Source organism: Mesorhizobium sp. M1227 (assembly GCF_040318315.1).
Taxonomy (GTDB): domain Bacteria; phylum Pseudomonadota; class Alphaproteobacteria; order Rhizobiales; family Rhizobiaceae; genus Mesorhizobium.
The window spans coordinates 45,192-60,500 of record NZ_JAMYLZ010000035.1; the positions used below are offsets into that span (position 1 = coordinate 45,192).

Consider the following 15,309-nt stretch of genomic DNA (forward strand, 5'->3'; position numbering starts at 1 on the left):
CGCGGAAAATATTCGAGCGAGTCCTCGCAGGGCAGGCTGGGTCAACTGCGTGGCTCGTCGCGGTCGATCAGGATCCGCTCGGCGGCGCCATCGAGATCTTCATATTGGCCGCTCCTCAAGGCCCACAGGAACCCCGCCAGCCCAAGCGCTCCGAGGAACAGGGCCACAGGTATGAGGTAGGCGAGCGTCGTCATGAGGATTGTGCCAGTGCGCCAATGTCCGAGCGCCTGTCATGTCGGGCATCTTGCACCGATGCATTTGACACGAAACCTTGCAGACGTAGCGCATTGCCGATGACCAGGAGGGACGAGGCGGACATCGCGACCGCCGCGATCAGTGGCGTAACGTGCCCCAGAATGGCGACCGGCACGGCGATGCCATTGTAAACGATCGCGATGGCGATGTTCTGCCGGATCAGCCGTCCGGCCTTCCGCGAAATGTCTAAAGCAAGTGGGACCGCCAGAAGACTTTTACGCAGGAACACGAAATCCGCGGCGTTGCGACCGATATCCGCCGCCGTGGCCGGAGCGATCGAAACGTGTGCGGCGCCCAATGCAGGCGTGTCGTTGAGCCCATCGCCGACCATCAGCACCTTGTGGCCAGTTCGCGTCAATGCTTCGATGTGTTCGACCTTCCCGGAGGGAAGCAACGAGGGAACGAAGCGCTCGACGCCCAGTGCTTCCGCGACTTCGCCGCAGGCAGCTTCTGTGTCGCCCGACAGCATCTCCACCGACACGCCGGCGCCGTTCAGTTGCTCGATGGCCGCCTTGGCATCGGCACGCAGCTCATCCTCGAAATCGAAAGTCGCGACAATGACCCCGTCCTTCGTCAGAACGGTTCCGCCATAGCCTTGTTTGCCTTCGCCGCCGGTCCGGGCTTTCCACTCACCCCATCCGCGGCGACCCAGCCGCCAGGTACTGCCCTCGGCGATGGCTTCGATGCCGAAGCCCGGATGCTCGCTGACGGACGCGAGTTTCGGCTGGCCGGCAAAGGCTGCATTGCCAGCGATTGCCTTCGAAAAGGGATGGCGGGAACGCGCTGCCATCTCGGCCGCCATGGCGAGCATCGTCGGATCGATGGACGGCGCATTGATCAGCCTGGGCAGTCCGAGCGTAAGCGTGCCGGTTTTGTCGAACAATGCCGTGTCGATCCCCGCCAGGCGCTCCATGGCGGAGCCGTCCCTGACCATGACGCCGCTTTCAAACAGCCGCCGCGCAGCGACCACCTGCACGATCGGCACGGCGAGACCGAGCGCACACGGGCATGTAATGATCAAAACGGCGATCGCGATTGTTATTGCCCGGTGCCAGTCGCCGGTCGCCGCCATCCAGCCGAGGAACGTCACAAAGGCGGTGAGGTGGACCACGGGGGCATAGAGCGCGGAGACGCGATCGGCGATCCTGCGATGGCGGGCGCGGCCGCCCTCTGCCGCTTCCATCAGCCGAACGATTTCGGCCAGGAATGAATCCTTCGCGGCGGCCGTCGCCTCGATGGTCAGCGGACCGGTGAGATTGAGTGTACCGGCCTGGACCTGCGCCCCCGGGCCCACCGTTCTGGGCGTGCTTTCCCCGGAAACCAGGGAACAGTCGAGATCCGATACCCCGCCAATGATCCTGCCGTCGATGGGCACCCTCTCGCCAGCCGCAATCAAGAGCTCCATTCCTGGTTCGATCTCGCCAACCGGCAAGTAGTCGCGCGAACCATCCTCGCGCAGCACCATGGCGCCGCGCGCCGCCAGCCGAGCCAGTCCGTTTACGGCCGTCCGTGCCCGTTCCCGCATCACGTGATCCAGCGTGCGGCCGATCAGCAGAAAGAACAGCAGCGACACCGACGCGTCGAAATAAGCATGGTCGCCATGGTTGATCGTCTCGTAGAGGCTCATGGCGTAAGCGAGCGATACCCCGACCGCGATCGGCACGTCCATGTTCATGCGGCTGTGGCGCAGCGCATTCCAGGCCGAGCGAAAATAGATGCCGCCGGCGAAAGCGAGCGCAGGAATGGCAATCAAGGCCGAGACCCAATGGAACAGGTCGCGGGTCGCGCCTTGCGCGCCGGACCAGACGGAGACTGATAGCAGCATGATGTTGCCCGCCGCAAAGCCGGCGACCGCGACGGCGCGGATCAGTTCCGAGAGCGTCCTGTCCTTCCCGTCAGCCTCGGGATCGAACAGGTGCGCGCCATAGCCCAGCCGTCCAAGTGTGGCGACGAATGGCGGAACCTCGTCGCCGCGCCACCGGACCGAAACACGTTTCGTTGAAAGATTGACACGAGCGCCTTCGACGCGATCCAGCTTGCCGATCGCCGTCTCGATCGTCTGGATGCAGGCGGCACAATGCACAGCCGGCACCGAGAGGTCGGTCTGGCGAAGATTTTCGCCAATCGAGCGGCTCGCCAGTCTGATTTCCTGGCCAGAAGGCAGGACCAGTGTGACCTTTTCCAGGTCCAATGCCATTTGGGCGCCTGGCGCGCAGCAGCTCATTGCAGCGCCCCGTGGGAAATCATGATCCGGCGAACGTCGCGATAGGGTTCCGCAAGGCTCGCATCGGCGTCGATTTCGACGATCCAGAGGCCATCCTTGGGCGTGTGGTGCGCGGCGAATATCTGACCGGAGGCAGCCTCAAGAGTGACGGATTTGTCCTCGGCCTCGTAGGCGGGATGACGGAACAGCACCTTGACGCCATGCAAGGCAACCGGCTTGCCGACAGCATCGGTGAGGCTGTAGCGGACCTCACCGCCTGCGATGGTCAGTTTGCCAGTCCAGCCGAGGGCCGCCTGAGCGCGCCCTTGCTCGGCCTTTTTGTTGAATTGCTGGCTCGCCACATAGGTGTTTTCGACGACAAGGCCGGTCCAGCTCGTGTTGGCGAGCGTCGCCATCGTCAGATTGACCGCTATGACCACGCCGAAGAAGCCAAGGATGGTGAACAGCATATGCCTGCCGGTGAATTCGCGGGATTGTCGCGAGGTGTCGCTCATCTGGCGCTCTCCGGTGCGTTGAAAGTGGCCGTATATTCGTCCGACTCGAACGTTGCCTTGTTTTCGACCCGGAACTTGAAGCTTTGCGCTGCACCCCGAACCTGATCTGCCGGCTGACGCACGAAAACCTTGAGCATCTTGAGCCGGTCGGGTTCGACCGGGACGGCGAAGGAGCGATCCGCCGGCAGGTCGATACCGACAACGCTCATTTCGGCTCCATGCAGGCCCTGCATCGTGACAATGATCGTTCTTGGTTCGGGGATCATGTTGAGCAGCTTGACGGTGTAGCCGTTGCGGATCGAACCGTCGGACAGCGTCACGAACTGCGGGTTGCGATCGTGCAGGACATTCAATTCGAGCCGTTCGCGGGTCAGCAGCGAATAGAGCAGCGCGAGACCGACCGCCGACCAGACGCCCATGTAGATGAAGGTGCGCGGGCGAAAGATCTTGCGGATATGGAAACGGGCCACCTTGTCGGAGAACAGGCCGTCAGCGCTCCTGACCAGTGACGGGTTGACTGAACCGGAGCCGCCCGGGGTCGCCAGCCTCACATTGGCGTTGTAGTCGGCCAGCGTCGCATAGGAAATCAGTCCGCGCTCCCTGCCGAGCTTGTCCATGATACCGTCACAGGTATCGATGCAGAGCGCGCAGGTGATGCATTCAAGCTGCTGGCCATCACGAATGTCGATCCCCATCGGGCACACCGCGACACAGCCATTGCAGTCGACGCAGTCGCCGACGGGCTGCCCGGCGGCAAGGACCCTCTTGGCGTGACGCGAGCGCGGTTCGCCGCGCCAGTCATTATAGGTGACGGTGAGGGAATTCTCGTCGAGCATGGCCGCCTGGATGCGCGGCCATGGGCACATGTAGGTGCAGACCTGCTCGCGCATCAGCCCGCCGAACGTATAGGTCGTCGCCGTCAGCACGGACACGGTGATGTAGGCGACGGGGGCGGCGGTGCCGGTGAAGAGTTCCCCAAGCAGCGTCGGCGCATCGGCGAAATAGAAAATCCAGGCGCCGCCGGTCAGCACCCCTATGACCAGCCAAATGGCGTGTTTCGATGTTCGCAGCACGAGTTTGCGCGCAGTCCAGGGACCGGCATCGAGCTTGATGCGCGCGTTGCGGTCGCCCTCGATGGCTCGCTCGACGACCAGAAACAGATCGACCCACACGGTCTGCGGGCACGTATAGCCGCACCAGGCCCGGCCGACGGTGGATGTGATCAGGAAAAGGCCGACACCGGCCATGACCAGCAGGCCGGCGACGTAGTAGAATTCCTGCGGCCATATCTCGATGAAGAAGAAGTAGAAGCGGCGGTTGGCAAGATCGACCAGCACGGCCTGGTCAGGGGCAAATGGCCCGCGATCCCACCGCAGCCAGGGGGTCAGGTAGTAGATCCCCAGCGTGATTGCCATCACCGACCACTTGAAGCGGCGGAAACTGCCAGAAGCCCGGTTCGGGAAGATCTTCTTGCGTCCGGCATAGAGCGGCTGACGGGTCTTGGCGGAGTTGACCGCATTGGCTTCGAGCCGTTCTATTTGCGTGTTATCGAGCACGAGAAGCTCCAGTCACCAGCGACGATTTCGCCGGAAGCCCGACCCATCGGTTTCTGGATGATGCCGAGGCCCGGCTCGCGCCGGGCCTCGTCGCTTGGCGGTTGGGGGGAGGACGAGAATAGGCTTGCGTTCCTATTCTCCGCCGCCAAGCGAATGGACATAGACCGCGAGTTCCTTGACCTTGATCTCGCCGAGACGCCCGATCCAGGCCGGCATGACGCCATGCCTCGGGGCGCGGACCTGCGCGGCGATGGCTGTTTCGCCAGACCCGTAAAGCCAGATCGCGTCGGTCAGGTCGGGTGCGCCGAGCTCCCTGTTGCCCTTTGCATTCTCACCATGACAGGCCGCACAATTCTCGGCGAAAACATTGGCGCCGAGTTCGATCAGGCTTGTGTCCTGAACAGGATCGGAGAGGCTTGCGACATAGGCGCCGACCTGCTTGATCTGATCCGTCGTGATGATGTCGCCAAAAGCAGGCATTTCCGACAGGCGCGTATCCGGGTCTGATGCGAAGCGGATGCCGTGCGCAATCGTCTGCTGGATCTGTTCGGCGTTGCCACCCCACAGCCAATCGTCGTCGTTTAGGTTGGGAAAACCCTTGGACCCTTGAGCGCCCGAGCCATGGCACTGCACGCAATTGACCTTGAACGTGGCGCCACCTGCGGCGATGGCGAATTCGCGTAGCGTATTGTCGGCTGTAATCTCGGAGACGGTCTTCGCCTGAATGGCAGCGACAAATTTACCCTTGGCCACTTCGGCCGCCGCCAGTTCATTCTTGACGTCTCTGCGGCTCGAATACCCCAGCACACCCCTGGTCGCGGAAGTCAGCATCGGCCATGCCGGATAGACGACGGTGTAGCCGATCGCCCAGGCAATGGTGATGTAGAAGGTTATGACCCACCAGCGCGGAAGCGGGTTGTTGAGTTCCTTGATGCCGTCCCACTCATGGCCGGTCGTCGAGATGCCCGAAACCTCGTCGATATGCTCGCTGCCCATGATCAGTCGTCCTTGAGAGGAATGTGAGCGGCTCTCTCGGCTTGCCTGCGGCTGCCGGGACGAAATGCAAAGGCAACGCATCCGAGGAAGAAAAGTGCCATGGCAAGCAGGCCCCAGCTGTCGGCAAACTCCCGCATGAAATTGTAGGTCATCGCCATTCTCCTCAGCGGTAACCGGCGGCTTCGTCATAGGTCCTGAAATCGACCAGCGTGCCGAGCATCTGGAGATAGGCGACCAGCGCATCCATTTCGGTGACCTGCTGCGGATCGCCGTCGAAGTCCCCAAGCTTGGCCTTCGGATAGCGTCTCTCCAGGCCCGATGTATCGGCATTCGCATCGGCCTGCGCCATGAGATCGGCATTGGCATGAGCGATCATGTCGTCTGAATAGGGCACACCGACACGGCTGCTGGCGATCAGATGCGTCGAGAAATCCTTCACCTCGATCCGTGTGTCCTTCAGGAACGCGTAGCTCGGCATGATCGATTCCGGCACCACCGAACGCGGCTCGGTGAGATGCTGGACGTGCCATCCGTTCGAGTAGCGGTCGCCGACCCGGGCGAGATCCGGCCCGGTGCGCTTCGAGCCCCACTGGAACGGGTGGTCGTACATCGACTCGGCCGCCAGGCTATAGTGGCCGTAGCGCTCGACCTCGTCGCGGAACGGCCTTATCATCTGGCTGTGGCAGAGGTAACAGCCCTCACGCACATAGATGTTGCGCCCGGCGAGCTCGAGCGGCGAATAGGGCCGCATGCCTTCGACCTTCTCGATGGTGTTGTCGAGATAGAAGAGCGGCGCGATCTCGACGATACCGCCGATGGTTACGACCAGCAGGGACCCGAGGAGAAGAAGTGTGGCGTTCTTCTCGATGACCGCGTGTCTGTCCATCAGGCCCATTTTCTGGCTCCTGATCGCACAGGCTGGAGGGCGGGGATGGAGCGCGGCATCGGATCCTCCTCGCGCTGGTAGCCGAGGATGGTCATGGCGATGTTCCAGGCCATGATGAGGGCGCCCGACAGATACATCGCGCCGCCGATGGCACGCATGATGTAGTAGGGATGCATGGCGGCGACGGTTTCGGCGAAGGAGTAGACCAGGAAGCCCTGCTCGTTGTATTCGCGCCACATCAGGCCCTGCATGATGCCGGACACCCACATCACCGCCGCGTAAACGACGATCCCAAGCGTCGCCAGCCAGAAGTGCCAGTTGACGAGCCGCAGCGAATAAAGCCGGTCGCGGTTCCATAACTTCGGGACCATGAAATAGATCGCGCCGAACGAGATCATGCCAACCCATCCGAGCGCGCCCGAATGGACGTGACCGATGGTCCAGTCGGTGTAGTGCGAGAGCGAGTTGACGGCCTTGATTGACATCATCGGGCCTTCGAAGGTCGACATTCCGTAGAAGGCGATGGCCATCACCATCATACGGATGATCGGGTCGGTGCGCAGCTTGTCCCAGGCGCCCGAGAGCGTCATCAGGCCGTTTATCATGCCGCCCCACGAGGGCATCCAGAGCATGATCGAGAACACCATGCCGAGCGTCTGGGCCCAGTCCGGCAGGGCGGTGTAGTGGAGGTGGTGCGGACCGGCCCAGATGTAGAGAAAGATCAAAGCCCAGAAGTGGACGATCGACAGCCGGTATGAATAGACCGGTCGGTTGGCCTGCTTGGGCACGAAATAATACATCATGCCGAGGAAGCCAGCGGTGAGGAAGAAGCCGACGGCGTTGTGGCCGTACCACCACTGCGTCAAGGCATCCTGGACACCGGAAAACGCTGAATAGCTCTTTGAACCCACGAACGACACGGGCATCGATAGGTTATTGATCACATGCAACATCGCGATCGTCACGATGAAGGACAGATAGAACCAGTTGGCGACGTAGATGTGCGGTTCCCTGCGCTTCAGGATCGTGCCGAGGAACAGGGCGAGGTAGGCGACCCATACAATGGTCAGCCACAGGTCCACATACCATTCGGGCTCGGCGTATTCGCGGCTCTCGGTGATACCGAGCAGGTAGCCGGTTGCCGCCATGACGATGAACAGCTGATAGCCCCAGAACACGAACCAGGCGAGATCGCCGCCGAACAGCCTGGCACGACAGGTCCGCTGCACGACATAAAGTGACGTGCAGATGAGTGCATTGCCGCCGAAGGCAAAAACCACGCCGGATGTGTGCAGCGGCCGCAGTCGGCCGAAATTGAACCAGGGCTGGATGTTGAGATCCGGGTAGGCGAGCTGCAGGGCGATGACCACGCCGACCAGCATGCCGACGACGCCCCAGAATACGGTGGCGATGGCACCGTAGCGGATCGGCCCATCCATGTAAGCGGCGGGGTCGATCGGAACTGCCGGCTTGAACTCCGTGTTGCGCAACAGAATCGCAGTGAAGCCAGCCACGGCGAAGAACAAAACCCACATATGCCGCCGAAAAGGTTCATCTACGCCGAAGCCGGCAGCCACCAGGGCCGCAAACGCAAACAGGCTTAGAAGGACGATCTCTGTGCCGAATTTCATCGCAAGCCCCGATTTCCGATTCCGGCGGGCGCCAAACCGCAGTGCCTTATTGCGCAGCCGTGGCCTGCTCGCCCTGATCCATGTCAGAGCCGCACGATTTTGCTTCGAGCAGCATCGAGTTCGGTGCGATCAGACTGTGGCGATCGAATGTGGAAGCGCAGCACCGGCCGCCACGCTTATGGACAGGCCCGGCGTCCCCGGTCTGGCCGGGTATGTAGGCGATCGCGGGCGTGTGGGAAGCGCGCCTTCTGTGACGCTGGAAAGTAGGCCGATGCCTTGCCGAATGTCGATCGTTTCAATGCCTTGGGACAGCCAGCGCCAGCGTTGCGCTGCCTTCGTGACATTCATGATTCGGGGGAACGGCGATTTTCCCCTGCGTATGAGGCGTATTGACTTCGGCCGAGTGCGATCCTGCCTGGAACAGCCGGTTGCACGTCGAGCACCTCGAGGATGGATGCTTCGCCGACGAGTTGGCCGAAACGCACCTGGCTCATCCGATCGGATGGAGAGCGGGCTATCGCTATGCGACTTCTTCTAAGCCCAACGCGAGCATGCCCTGCCCCGAACGAAGTAAGTGACGTAGGCCATGCAGCTTCGGTGTCATTCAAAGGGCGGTTGCGCCTCGGCCGCCGCAGCGCCGTTCCAGCCGGCTCATGCTGTCCACGGTGACACGGCGGTTGTTCTCGATCCGAATCACGCCGTCCATTCTCAGGCTGGTCAGCTGACGGCTCACGGTCTCGTTTGTAATTCCAAGGAAATCAGAGATGTCGGCACGCGTCATCGGCAGCTCGAAGCACGCCGACCTAGCCGCCGGGTCAACACTGGAACCGATGTTCCGGGCGATCATGAGGAGAAAGCTCGCCACCTTCTCCGGTGCGGTCTTGCGCCCCAGAGTCACCATCCATTCGCGTGCCTCGTCGAGTTCGTTCAGCGCCTGCTTGAGCAGGCGATGCACAAATTCCGGTGATTCCTTCATCATCCGTTCGATGGCCGCTCTCGGAAACGAGCATAGCGAGACAGCTGTTGCCGCTTCCGCATTGATCGCGCTTTTCATCTTGAAGGGCCGTCCCAGAAAATCCGGCGCGAACTGGAGACCGACGATCTGCTGGCGGCCGTCCGAAAGGCTCTTCGTGAGCTTCACCACGCCTGAAAGCACGTTTGAATAACAGTCGACCGCCTCGGCGTCGCCGATCAGTTCGACCCCCGGCTCGATATTGTGCCGCGACGACGTCTTGGCGAGCTGAGCCAAATGGTCTGGTTCGAGCGCACCACAGACACCGCGGTGCCGTGCCTCGCAAGACAGGCAAAGAACGGGAATGCCGGAACTGTGAATGTCCTGCCGTAATGTCATTCGATCGCTCTACCGGTCCAGTGCGGGCAGGATAGCAATCGACGGTAGAAAAATCCTTGCGGCAGTTTGTCCGTGCTGAACGTTGATCGAAATCAGGGCTTAGGCTCATCCAAGCATCCACAGTTCCGGCGACGCAAACACGGTGGACCACGACATGCGACTGGAGCTAGCTGCCAGACTTGGCGAGAACGTCCCGCGCTATACCAGTTATCCGACAGCGCCGCATTTTCATACAGGCATTGATGCTGCAATTTGTCGTGGCTGGCTGCAGGCGCTCAACGATGGCGATGAGATCTCGCTCTATCTGCACATCCCGTATTGCGACAAGCTTTGCTGGTTCTGCGCTTGCCACACCAAGCAGACACGCCACTACGAACCAGTGACCACATATCTGCGCTCACTGCATGCCGAGATCGCAACCGTCTCCAGTCTTGTCGCAGGCAAGGGCCGCGTGCGTGCCGTCCATTTCGGCGGCGGTTCGCCAACGATGCTCAAACCGGAGGATCTGGTGGCGCTGGGAACCGTCCTGCGCAACAGCTTCACCTTTCTCCCCGGTGCAAAGATCAGCGTTGAGATCGAACCCAACGATATGGACGATGCCCGCCTCGATGCACTTGCCGAAATCGGCATGACAAGGGCGAGCCTCGGCGTCCAGGATTTCGACCCGAAGGTGCAGAAAGCGATCAACCGCGAGCAGAGCTTTCTGCAGACCAAGACGGTTGTTGATGGCGTTCGTTCGCGCGGCGTCGAATCCGTCAATCTCGATCTGCTCTACGGCCTGCCGCATCAGACCAGGGAGAGCGTCGCCTCCACGGTTGCACAGGCACTGACCCTGGAACCGGATCGGATCGCGCTTTTTGGCTACGCCCATGTGCCGTGGTTCAAGAAACATCAGACGATGATCGACGAGGCATGGCTGCCGGGTCCGGCGGAGCGGTTTGCCCAATCGCAACTGGCGGCGCGGGCGATCATGGACCAGGGATACGAAGCAATCGGGCTCGACCATTTCGCCAAGCCGGGCGATGCCCTCGCGCTTGCCGCCCGCGCCGGAACACTGCACCGGAACTTCCAAGGCTACACCGAGGACCGCTACGAGACCTTGATCGGCCTCGGCCCATCGTCCATCAGCCAGTTTCGCCAGGGCTATGCACAGAACATGCCTTCGACCGCCGAGTATGGGCGCATGGTCGAAGACGGCGGGCTGGCTGCGGTCCGCGGCATTGCGCTTTCCGAAGACGACCGCGCTCGCGGCTGGATCATCGAGCGATTGATGTGTGACTTCGCCTTCTCGGCGATTGAGCTGGTGGAGCGCTTTGGCGAAGCCGGCCAAAGACTTCTCCTCAAGGCGAGTTCCACGGCCCTCCAAGATCCTGCGCGGTTGCTTGAACTTGATGGTGACCGCTTCGTCGTGCCTGCGGAAAGCCGGCCCTTTGTCAGGAGCATCGCGGCAAAGTTCGACAAATATTTCGAAATTGGAACGGCCAGGCACTCAGCGGCAGTCTGAGCACCGCAGAGGAACGGTCATGGTTCTCAGTCGATCGTGAACCGATTGCGCTACGTTTTTCACTGTTGACCGGCGACCGTCGTGTCAAGACAGGATTCGGAGCGGACCAGACGCGTCTTGGCATAGCGACGATATCGTCCGGTCGTGCCTTCCGGCGCCGTATTCCATTTCGCAGTCCCTGAAGCGCCACGTCGAGTCCGGCCTCTTTTCTGTATCGGAAGCAGTCGACAATCGTCCTGGCCAGATCATGGTTGTCGGCCGACAGCTCCCTTCGGCCTTGCAACGAGAATCCGCAAGGACCGTGCCAGCTGCAGCAGGCGCCGCCGGATCGCAACACCATACTATTCCACCCGTGGCTCGCGCTAACCTTTGATTGGTTCCCGCCAGGCCGACGCCCGTCGAAACCGAGCCTCGGCAACAATCCTAATCGTAAGCGGCTGGCCACGCTCTTGGTGCCGGTGGCAGAAAGTCCGCAAGCACCCCGGCAGCGCCGTCAAGCGTGGGACAACCCGTCCACCCGAATATCCGCCGGCGCAGTTTCAGTGAAAAGCGGGCCCAGGCTAGACGGCTCTCTTGTTACCCCAGAGCATAACGTGCAGCTGCGGCAGCACACGGGCTTCGAACCACCTGTCGCGGGTCACGCTATCAACCAGCCACTCCATGCGCTTCAATATTCCGTCAAGGTCGACAGGCGCGTCTTCATTTGCGGGGCGTGGCGGCGTGTGATTGCCGGGTTGCAGATAGATCGGAAGCCGCGGAAATCTCGCAGCGGCGTCTTTCGCGTAGGCGTAGTCACTTTCGTCGAAAACAATGAGCTTGAGCACGACTTGCGGCCTGCCTTGTGCCGCCTGGAGGCACGCCTCGAAAGCGGCCCAATCGGTCGTCATTTGGCTTGACGGCGGCTTTGGGCTGAGGACTAGCACGTCAAGGTCGGCAAACCAGTCCCTGGCCACCGAACCTTGGGTTTCCAGCGCAAAACGGTAACCTTCACCATGGCCTCGCTCGATGAGCGCGCCGAGCGGCTGGATGGCCGGATTGCCGCCTGACAGCGATACCATCAGCGGGCGGCCACCGGAAAGCGCAAGCACGTTTTGCCACACCGCGCCAATGGACATCATCTCCCATTCATGGCGGAATTGATTGTCCACCGCATGCAGGCTGTCGCACCAGGAACAGCGATAGTCACACCCGCCGGTTCTGACGAAGACCGTCGGCAAACCGACGAGCACGCCCTCGCCCTGGATCGTCGGCCCGAAAATCTCACTCACGCGGATTGCGGGATGCGTATCGGTCATGGCCGGTATTCCGCCCAGGTTTTCGGCGTTTCGCTCACCCGCACGGCCGAGGTTTCGGGCAGGCGTGCCTTGCACCATTCATAAAAATGTCTGGCCAGATATTCCGCCGTGACTTGCTCATGTCCCAGCACGTCGTTGAGATGTCGGTGGTCGAAGCTCTCGTCGATGTAGCGTTTGAATGGCGCCAAATCGTGATAGTCGCGCACGAAGCCGTTCTCGTTCAGTCCATTCGCTGAAAGCTCCACTTCAACGATGTAGTTATGCCCGTGCAGGCGCGCGCATTGGTGATCGGGTGGCAACGAGGTGAGCTGATGCGAGGCTGAGAAGTGGAATTCCTTGGTGATGCGGAACATTACGCGGTCCTCCTTCGTAGCGCATCGAGCCAGAAGTCGGAGTCCTCGTAGTCGGTGGGGTCCGGCTGCCCAGAGAGATGAAACGCCTCGCGCCGCTCGACGCAGGTCCCGCACCTCCCGCAGTGACGCTCGGCGCCCTTGTAGCAGGACCAGGTCTGCGCAAATGGCGTGCCGTATGCTGCTCCATTCCTAACAATGTCCGCCTTCGTGAGATTCACATAGGGTGCATAAATGCGAATTTTCGCGTAGCCGTCGAGCGCGTGGTCCTGCATCATCTGGAAAGCGTCGATGAAGGCCGGACGGCAGTCGGGATAAATGAAATGATCCCCACCATGCACGGCCGTCGCCACCGCGTCAGCGTCGTGCGCTGCGGCGAAGCCGAAGGCAATGGCCAACATGATGGCGTTGCGGTTCGGCACCACCGTGACCTTCATCGTGTCTTCGGCGTAGTGCCCGTCGGGCACGTCCACATTATCGGTCAGCGCGGAGCCGGAAAGGCCGCCGCCGATCTCGTGGAGGTCGATGATGCGGTGCGGGACGCTCAGTCGCTCCGCGCAAAGGGCGGCGAAGCCCAATTCCTTCCTATGACGTTGGCCGTAATCGAAAGATAGGAGGCCGGCGAGTTCGTGCTCCGCTGCCACCTTGTGAGCAAGGGTAACCGAGTCCAATCCGCCGGAGCAGACGACGAGAGTCTTCATCATTGGGTCCTTGTTTTAACCGGGTAGGCTGCGACCGGAGATTTCTCTGCGCTCCCAGTACTTCAGGAAATCCATTTTGTGAAGTGAACGGGGGACGAGTTTCATGCGCTGACGTGCAGCTGTGTGCAAGGCGCCCTCGCGGTGAGCCTGCAAGGAACACTGACTAGCGAAACGTCACGCTTCAGCGGAATGCTCAAAGGCGAGCGCACCAGAATAAGCTCTGCAGGAGGTCCGGACCTTCGTAAACAAAGTTCTCGACGATCAAGCGCCCGGCGGTCCCGAGCTTCGAGGGACGCCACCGCGAGGGTTTCAGGTACAAGACGGCCCGAAGATGGGCTTGCCGCAAGAGAACGGACTTACCAGTGGGATGTTCAGCGACGCCGATGCAGATGTCTGGAATGATCACGACATCAATTGTCGCGGCAACTTTGGCCTCGGGTTCCGTAGATCCAGCGCATTCCGCTTCAGGATCGGTTCGAACCGGAGCACGCCCTCGGTCAATGGACGACCGGCAAACCCTGAATGATCGGTCGTGAGCCGACATCTGTGAACAAGCGGTGTGGTCGATTGCTATCACCCATGTGTTGCGCGCAGGTACCTTATGGCAGTGGATGAACTGGATTTGATGGTTTTACGGCTGGCGGTCGAAAGCGTCCGCTCGCTCTCCTTAAGCTTCGCTGAAAAGGCCGCCGAGGTAGCCACCAGGAGCCGCGGCATCCTGCTTTTCGACGTGCGGGTCGACGGTCATGCGGGGGTCCAGCGGGTCGCAGCCATCCGATATCAGGGCGACCAGATCGGCGTGCTGGCGTTGGACAGACAGGGCCTTGTTACCCACCATTGCATCGTCAACGGTACGTTCTCACATTTCATTGCGCCCTTGGAGACCTGGCACAGCATGCCCCTGTCGATGCAGGCCAAGATCGATGCCAACGGCCATGCCAGTCTCTTCCTAGGGGCCTTGCGAAATGCCGGACATTTGCTGGGCAGCTAGCATTTGGCCAGAATGCATCTGTGAATTTTTGCATGCGCATCGCTGCCGAACCGCCGGCATGATTGTCGTGCTCGAAAACGGCGGCGGCGATCGCGGCAAAGCGATCGCCGCGATCATGGCGATCAACGCGTGGGCGTTGCATCGATGCGCGATCGTTTGAGACGGAGATCTCCGCCTGGCATCGAGCAACATGCACGGAGGTACGCAAAGCGCAAATGCATCAAGTAGTTGAAGGGACGAGCCCCTCGCGCAAATGGAGCTTGCGCTGCCGTTGTCGTCCCATCGTGCCGCCGAACTCGGGGGCGTGACGATCGACCACGATGGCCTATTTTTTTGCAAAGCCGAATGTCCCGATTCCGAAGCCAAGGAAAAAACTCCGACCACAGCGAAGAATAGTAACAACACGGCGACGCGAGCCGCCTTGCGCTCTAGCAGGGGAGGTGCTTGCGGTGCTCTCACCGACACAAGATCGCAAATGGCACGTGGGTGAGCACCAGAACTGGCGACACGCATGGTGATCGGCTTGACTCGCTGGAGGAAGCACAAGGCCTCAGTGGGCGGAGGCGCCAGCGACGGTCGAATACTGACTGGCTGCTCGGGATCTGATCGTTGAAATGACGTAGGATTTGGTTGCTTAAGCCGATCCGAACCATTTCCCGGAGACCACACCCACCATGAACGATCTTGCGCTGCCGCTGAGCGGTTTGTCATCAGTCGGCGGCAAGTCCGTCGTCGCCCGTTTCGACGGCGGCATGCTGTCGTCCAACAGCGGCGTTCTGGCCTTGGCCGAGGTGGAAAAGCGGTTGCGGGTGGCCGAGCGTCTGGCGCGTTGCATCGACGATCCGCGCTGCCCGGACCAGGTCGTCCACAGCCTGGCGGACATGATCGGCTTTCGCATGAAGATGATCGCCGCCGGCTACGAGGACGGCAACGACGCCAACCGGCTGCGCCGCGATCCGGTCTTCAAGATGACCCAGGATGCGCTGCCGTCGGGTCGGGATCTGGCGTCGCAATCGACGCTGTGCCGGCTGGAGAACCTACCCGGCGTGCGGGAGCTGGTCGCGATGGGACGGGC

The 15,309-nt window shown here is 61.2% G+C and carries 15 protein-coding genes; 3 read left to right on the forward strand and 12 right to left on the reverse strand.

Going from position 1 to position 15,309, the window contains the following annotated elements; translation table 11 throughout:
* Window positions 1–41 precede the first annotated feature (41 nt).
* The 9 genes from ccoS to NKH28_RS28075 all read right to left on the reverse strand — a co-directional run bounded on the left by ccoS (window position 42) and on the right by NKH28_RS28075 (window position 9,393).
* Window positions 42–194: a cbb3-type cytochrome oxidase assembly protein CcoS gene (gene ccoS / locus NKH28_RS28035; RefSeq protein WP_023679633.1), complete on the reverse strand. Its 153-nt coding sequence runs from the start codon at window positions 192–194 to the stop codon at window positions 42–44.
* Entirely contained in the window at window positions 191–2,479 is a 2,289-nt protein-coding gene (locus tag NKH28_RS28040; RefSeq protein WP_352980914.1) for a cation-translocating P-type ATPase, read from the reverse strand. Before NKH28_RS28040 ends, ccoS begins: the two co-directional genes overlap by 4 nt.
* Window positions 2,476–2,973 carry a FixH family protein gene (locus tag NKH28_RS28045; protein WP_352474118.1) on the reverse strand — a complete coding sequence of 166 codons (498 nt, stop codon included), beginning with the start codon at window positions 2,971–2,973 and terminating at the stop codon, window positions 2,476–2,478. The genes NKH28_RS28040 and NKH28_RS28045 overlap by 4 nt, the downstream gene beginning before the upstream one ends.
* Window positions 2,970–4,529, reverse strand: coding sequence for a cytochrome c oxidase accessory protein CcoG (ccoG, locus tag NKH28_RS28050; protein ID WP_352980915.1), 1,560 nt, complete (start codon window positions 4,527–4,529; stop codon window positions 2,970–2,972). The genes NKH28_RS28045 and ccoG overlap by 4 nt, the downstream gene beginning before the upstream one ends.
* A 132-nt stretch (window positions 4,530–4,661) precedes the next feature.
* Entirely contained in the window at window positions 4,662–5,525 is an 864-nt protein-coding gene (gene ccoP, locus NKH28_RS28055; protein WP_352980916.1) for a cytochrome-c oxidase, cbb3-type subunit III, read from the reverse strand.
* Window positions 5,526–5,527: 2 nt separating this feature from the next.
* Window positions 5,528–5,677 (reverse strand): cbb3-type cytochrome c oxidase subunit 3, encoded by a 150-nt coding sequence (locus NKH28_RS28060; RefSeq protein ID WP_352457387.1) that lies wholly within the window; start codon window positions 5,675–5,677, stop codon window positions 5,528–5,530.
* A gap of 11 nt (window positions 5,678–5,688) precedes the next feature.
* Complete coding sequence (gene ccoO, locus NKH28_RS28065) at window positions 5,689–6,420, reverse strand: cytochrome-c oxidase, cbb3-type subunit II (protein WP_352979912.1); 732 nt, start codon at window positions 6,418–6,420, stop codon at window positions 5,689–5,691.
* Window positions 6,411–8,042, reverse strand: coding sequence for a cytochrome-c oxidase, cbb3-type subunit I (gene ccoN / locus NKH28_RS28070; protein WP_352517895.1), 1,632 nt, complete (start codon window positions 8,040–8,042; stop codon window positions 6,411–6,413). The genes ccoO and ccoN overlap by 10 nt, the downstream gene beginning before the upstream one ends.
* Window positions 8,043–8,646: 604 nt before the next feature.
* A complete protein-coding gene (locus NKH28_RS28075) occupies window positions 8,647–9,393 on the reverse strand; it encodes a Crp/Fnr family transcriptional regulator (RefSeq protein ID WP_352493084.1) in 747 nt (248 codons plus the stop codon).
* A 154-nt stretch (window positions 9,394–9,547) separates the two neighbouring features.
* Here NKH28_RS28075 and hemN point away from each other — a divergent pair, with 154 nt between their 5' ends.
* Entirely contained in the window at window positions 9,548–10,897 is a 1,350-nt protein-coding gene (gene hemN / locus NKH28_RS28080; protein ID WP_352778478.1) for an oxygen-independent coproporphyrinogen III oxidase, read from the forward strand.
* Between the two features lie 560 nt (window positions 10,898–11,457).
* Here the strand turns inward: hemN and queE are convergent.
* The 3 genes from queE to queC are packed head-to-tail and all read right to left on the reverse strand — an operon-like array spanning window position 11,458 to window position 13,243.
* A complete protein-coding gene (queE, locus tag NKH28_RS28085; protein WP_352474110.1) occupies window positions 11,458–12,192 on the reverse strand; it encodes a 7-carboxy-7-deazaguanine synthase QueE in 735 nt (244 codons plus the stop codon).
* Window positions 12,189–12,545, reverse strand: a complete 357-nt coding sequence (gene queD / locus NKH28_RS28090; RefSeq protein WP_023679623.1) for a 6-carboxytetrahydropterin synthase QueD — start codon at window positions 12,543–12,545, stop codon at window positions 12,189–12,191. The genes queE and queD overlap by 4 nt, the downstream gene beginning before the upstream one ends.
* Complete coding sequence (gene queC / locus NKH28_RS28095; protein ID WP_352980917.1) at window positions 12,545–13,243, reverse strand: 7-cyano-7-deazaguanine synthase QueC; 699 nt, start codon at window positions 13,241–13,243, stop codon at window positions 12,545–12,547. Before queC ends, queD begins: the two co-directional genes overlap by 1 nt.
* A 601-nt stretch (window positions 13,244–13,844) precedes the next feature.
* Between queC and NKH28_RS28100 the strand changes: the two genes are divergently transcribed.
* Both NKH28_RS28100 and NKH28_RS28105 read left to right on the forward strand, forming a co-directional pair.
* A complete protein-coding gene (locus NKH28_RS28100; RefSeq protein ID WP_352453859.1) occupies window positions 13,845–14,234 on the forward strand; it encodes a hypothetical protein in 390 nt (129 codons plus the stop codon).
* Between the two features lie 674 nt (window positions 14,235–14,908).
* Window positions 14,909–15,309: transposase (locus tag NKH28_RS28105; RefSeq protein WP_352980918.1), on the forward strand; the 401-nt coding region annotated here is incomplete at its 3' end.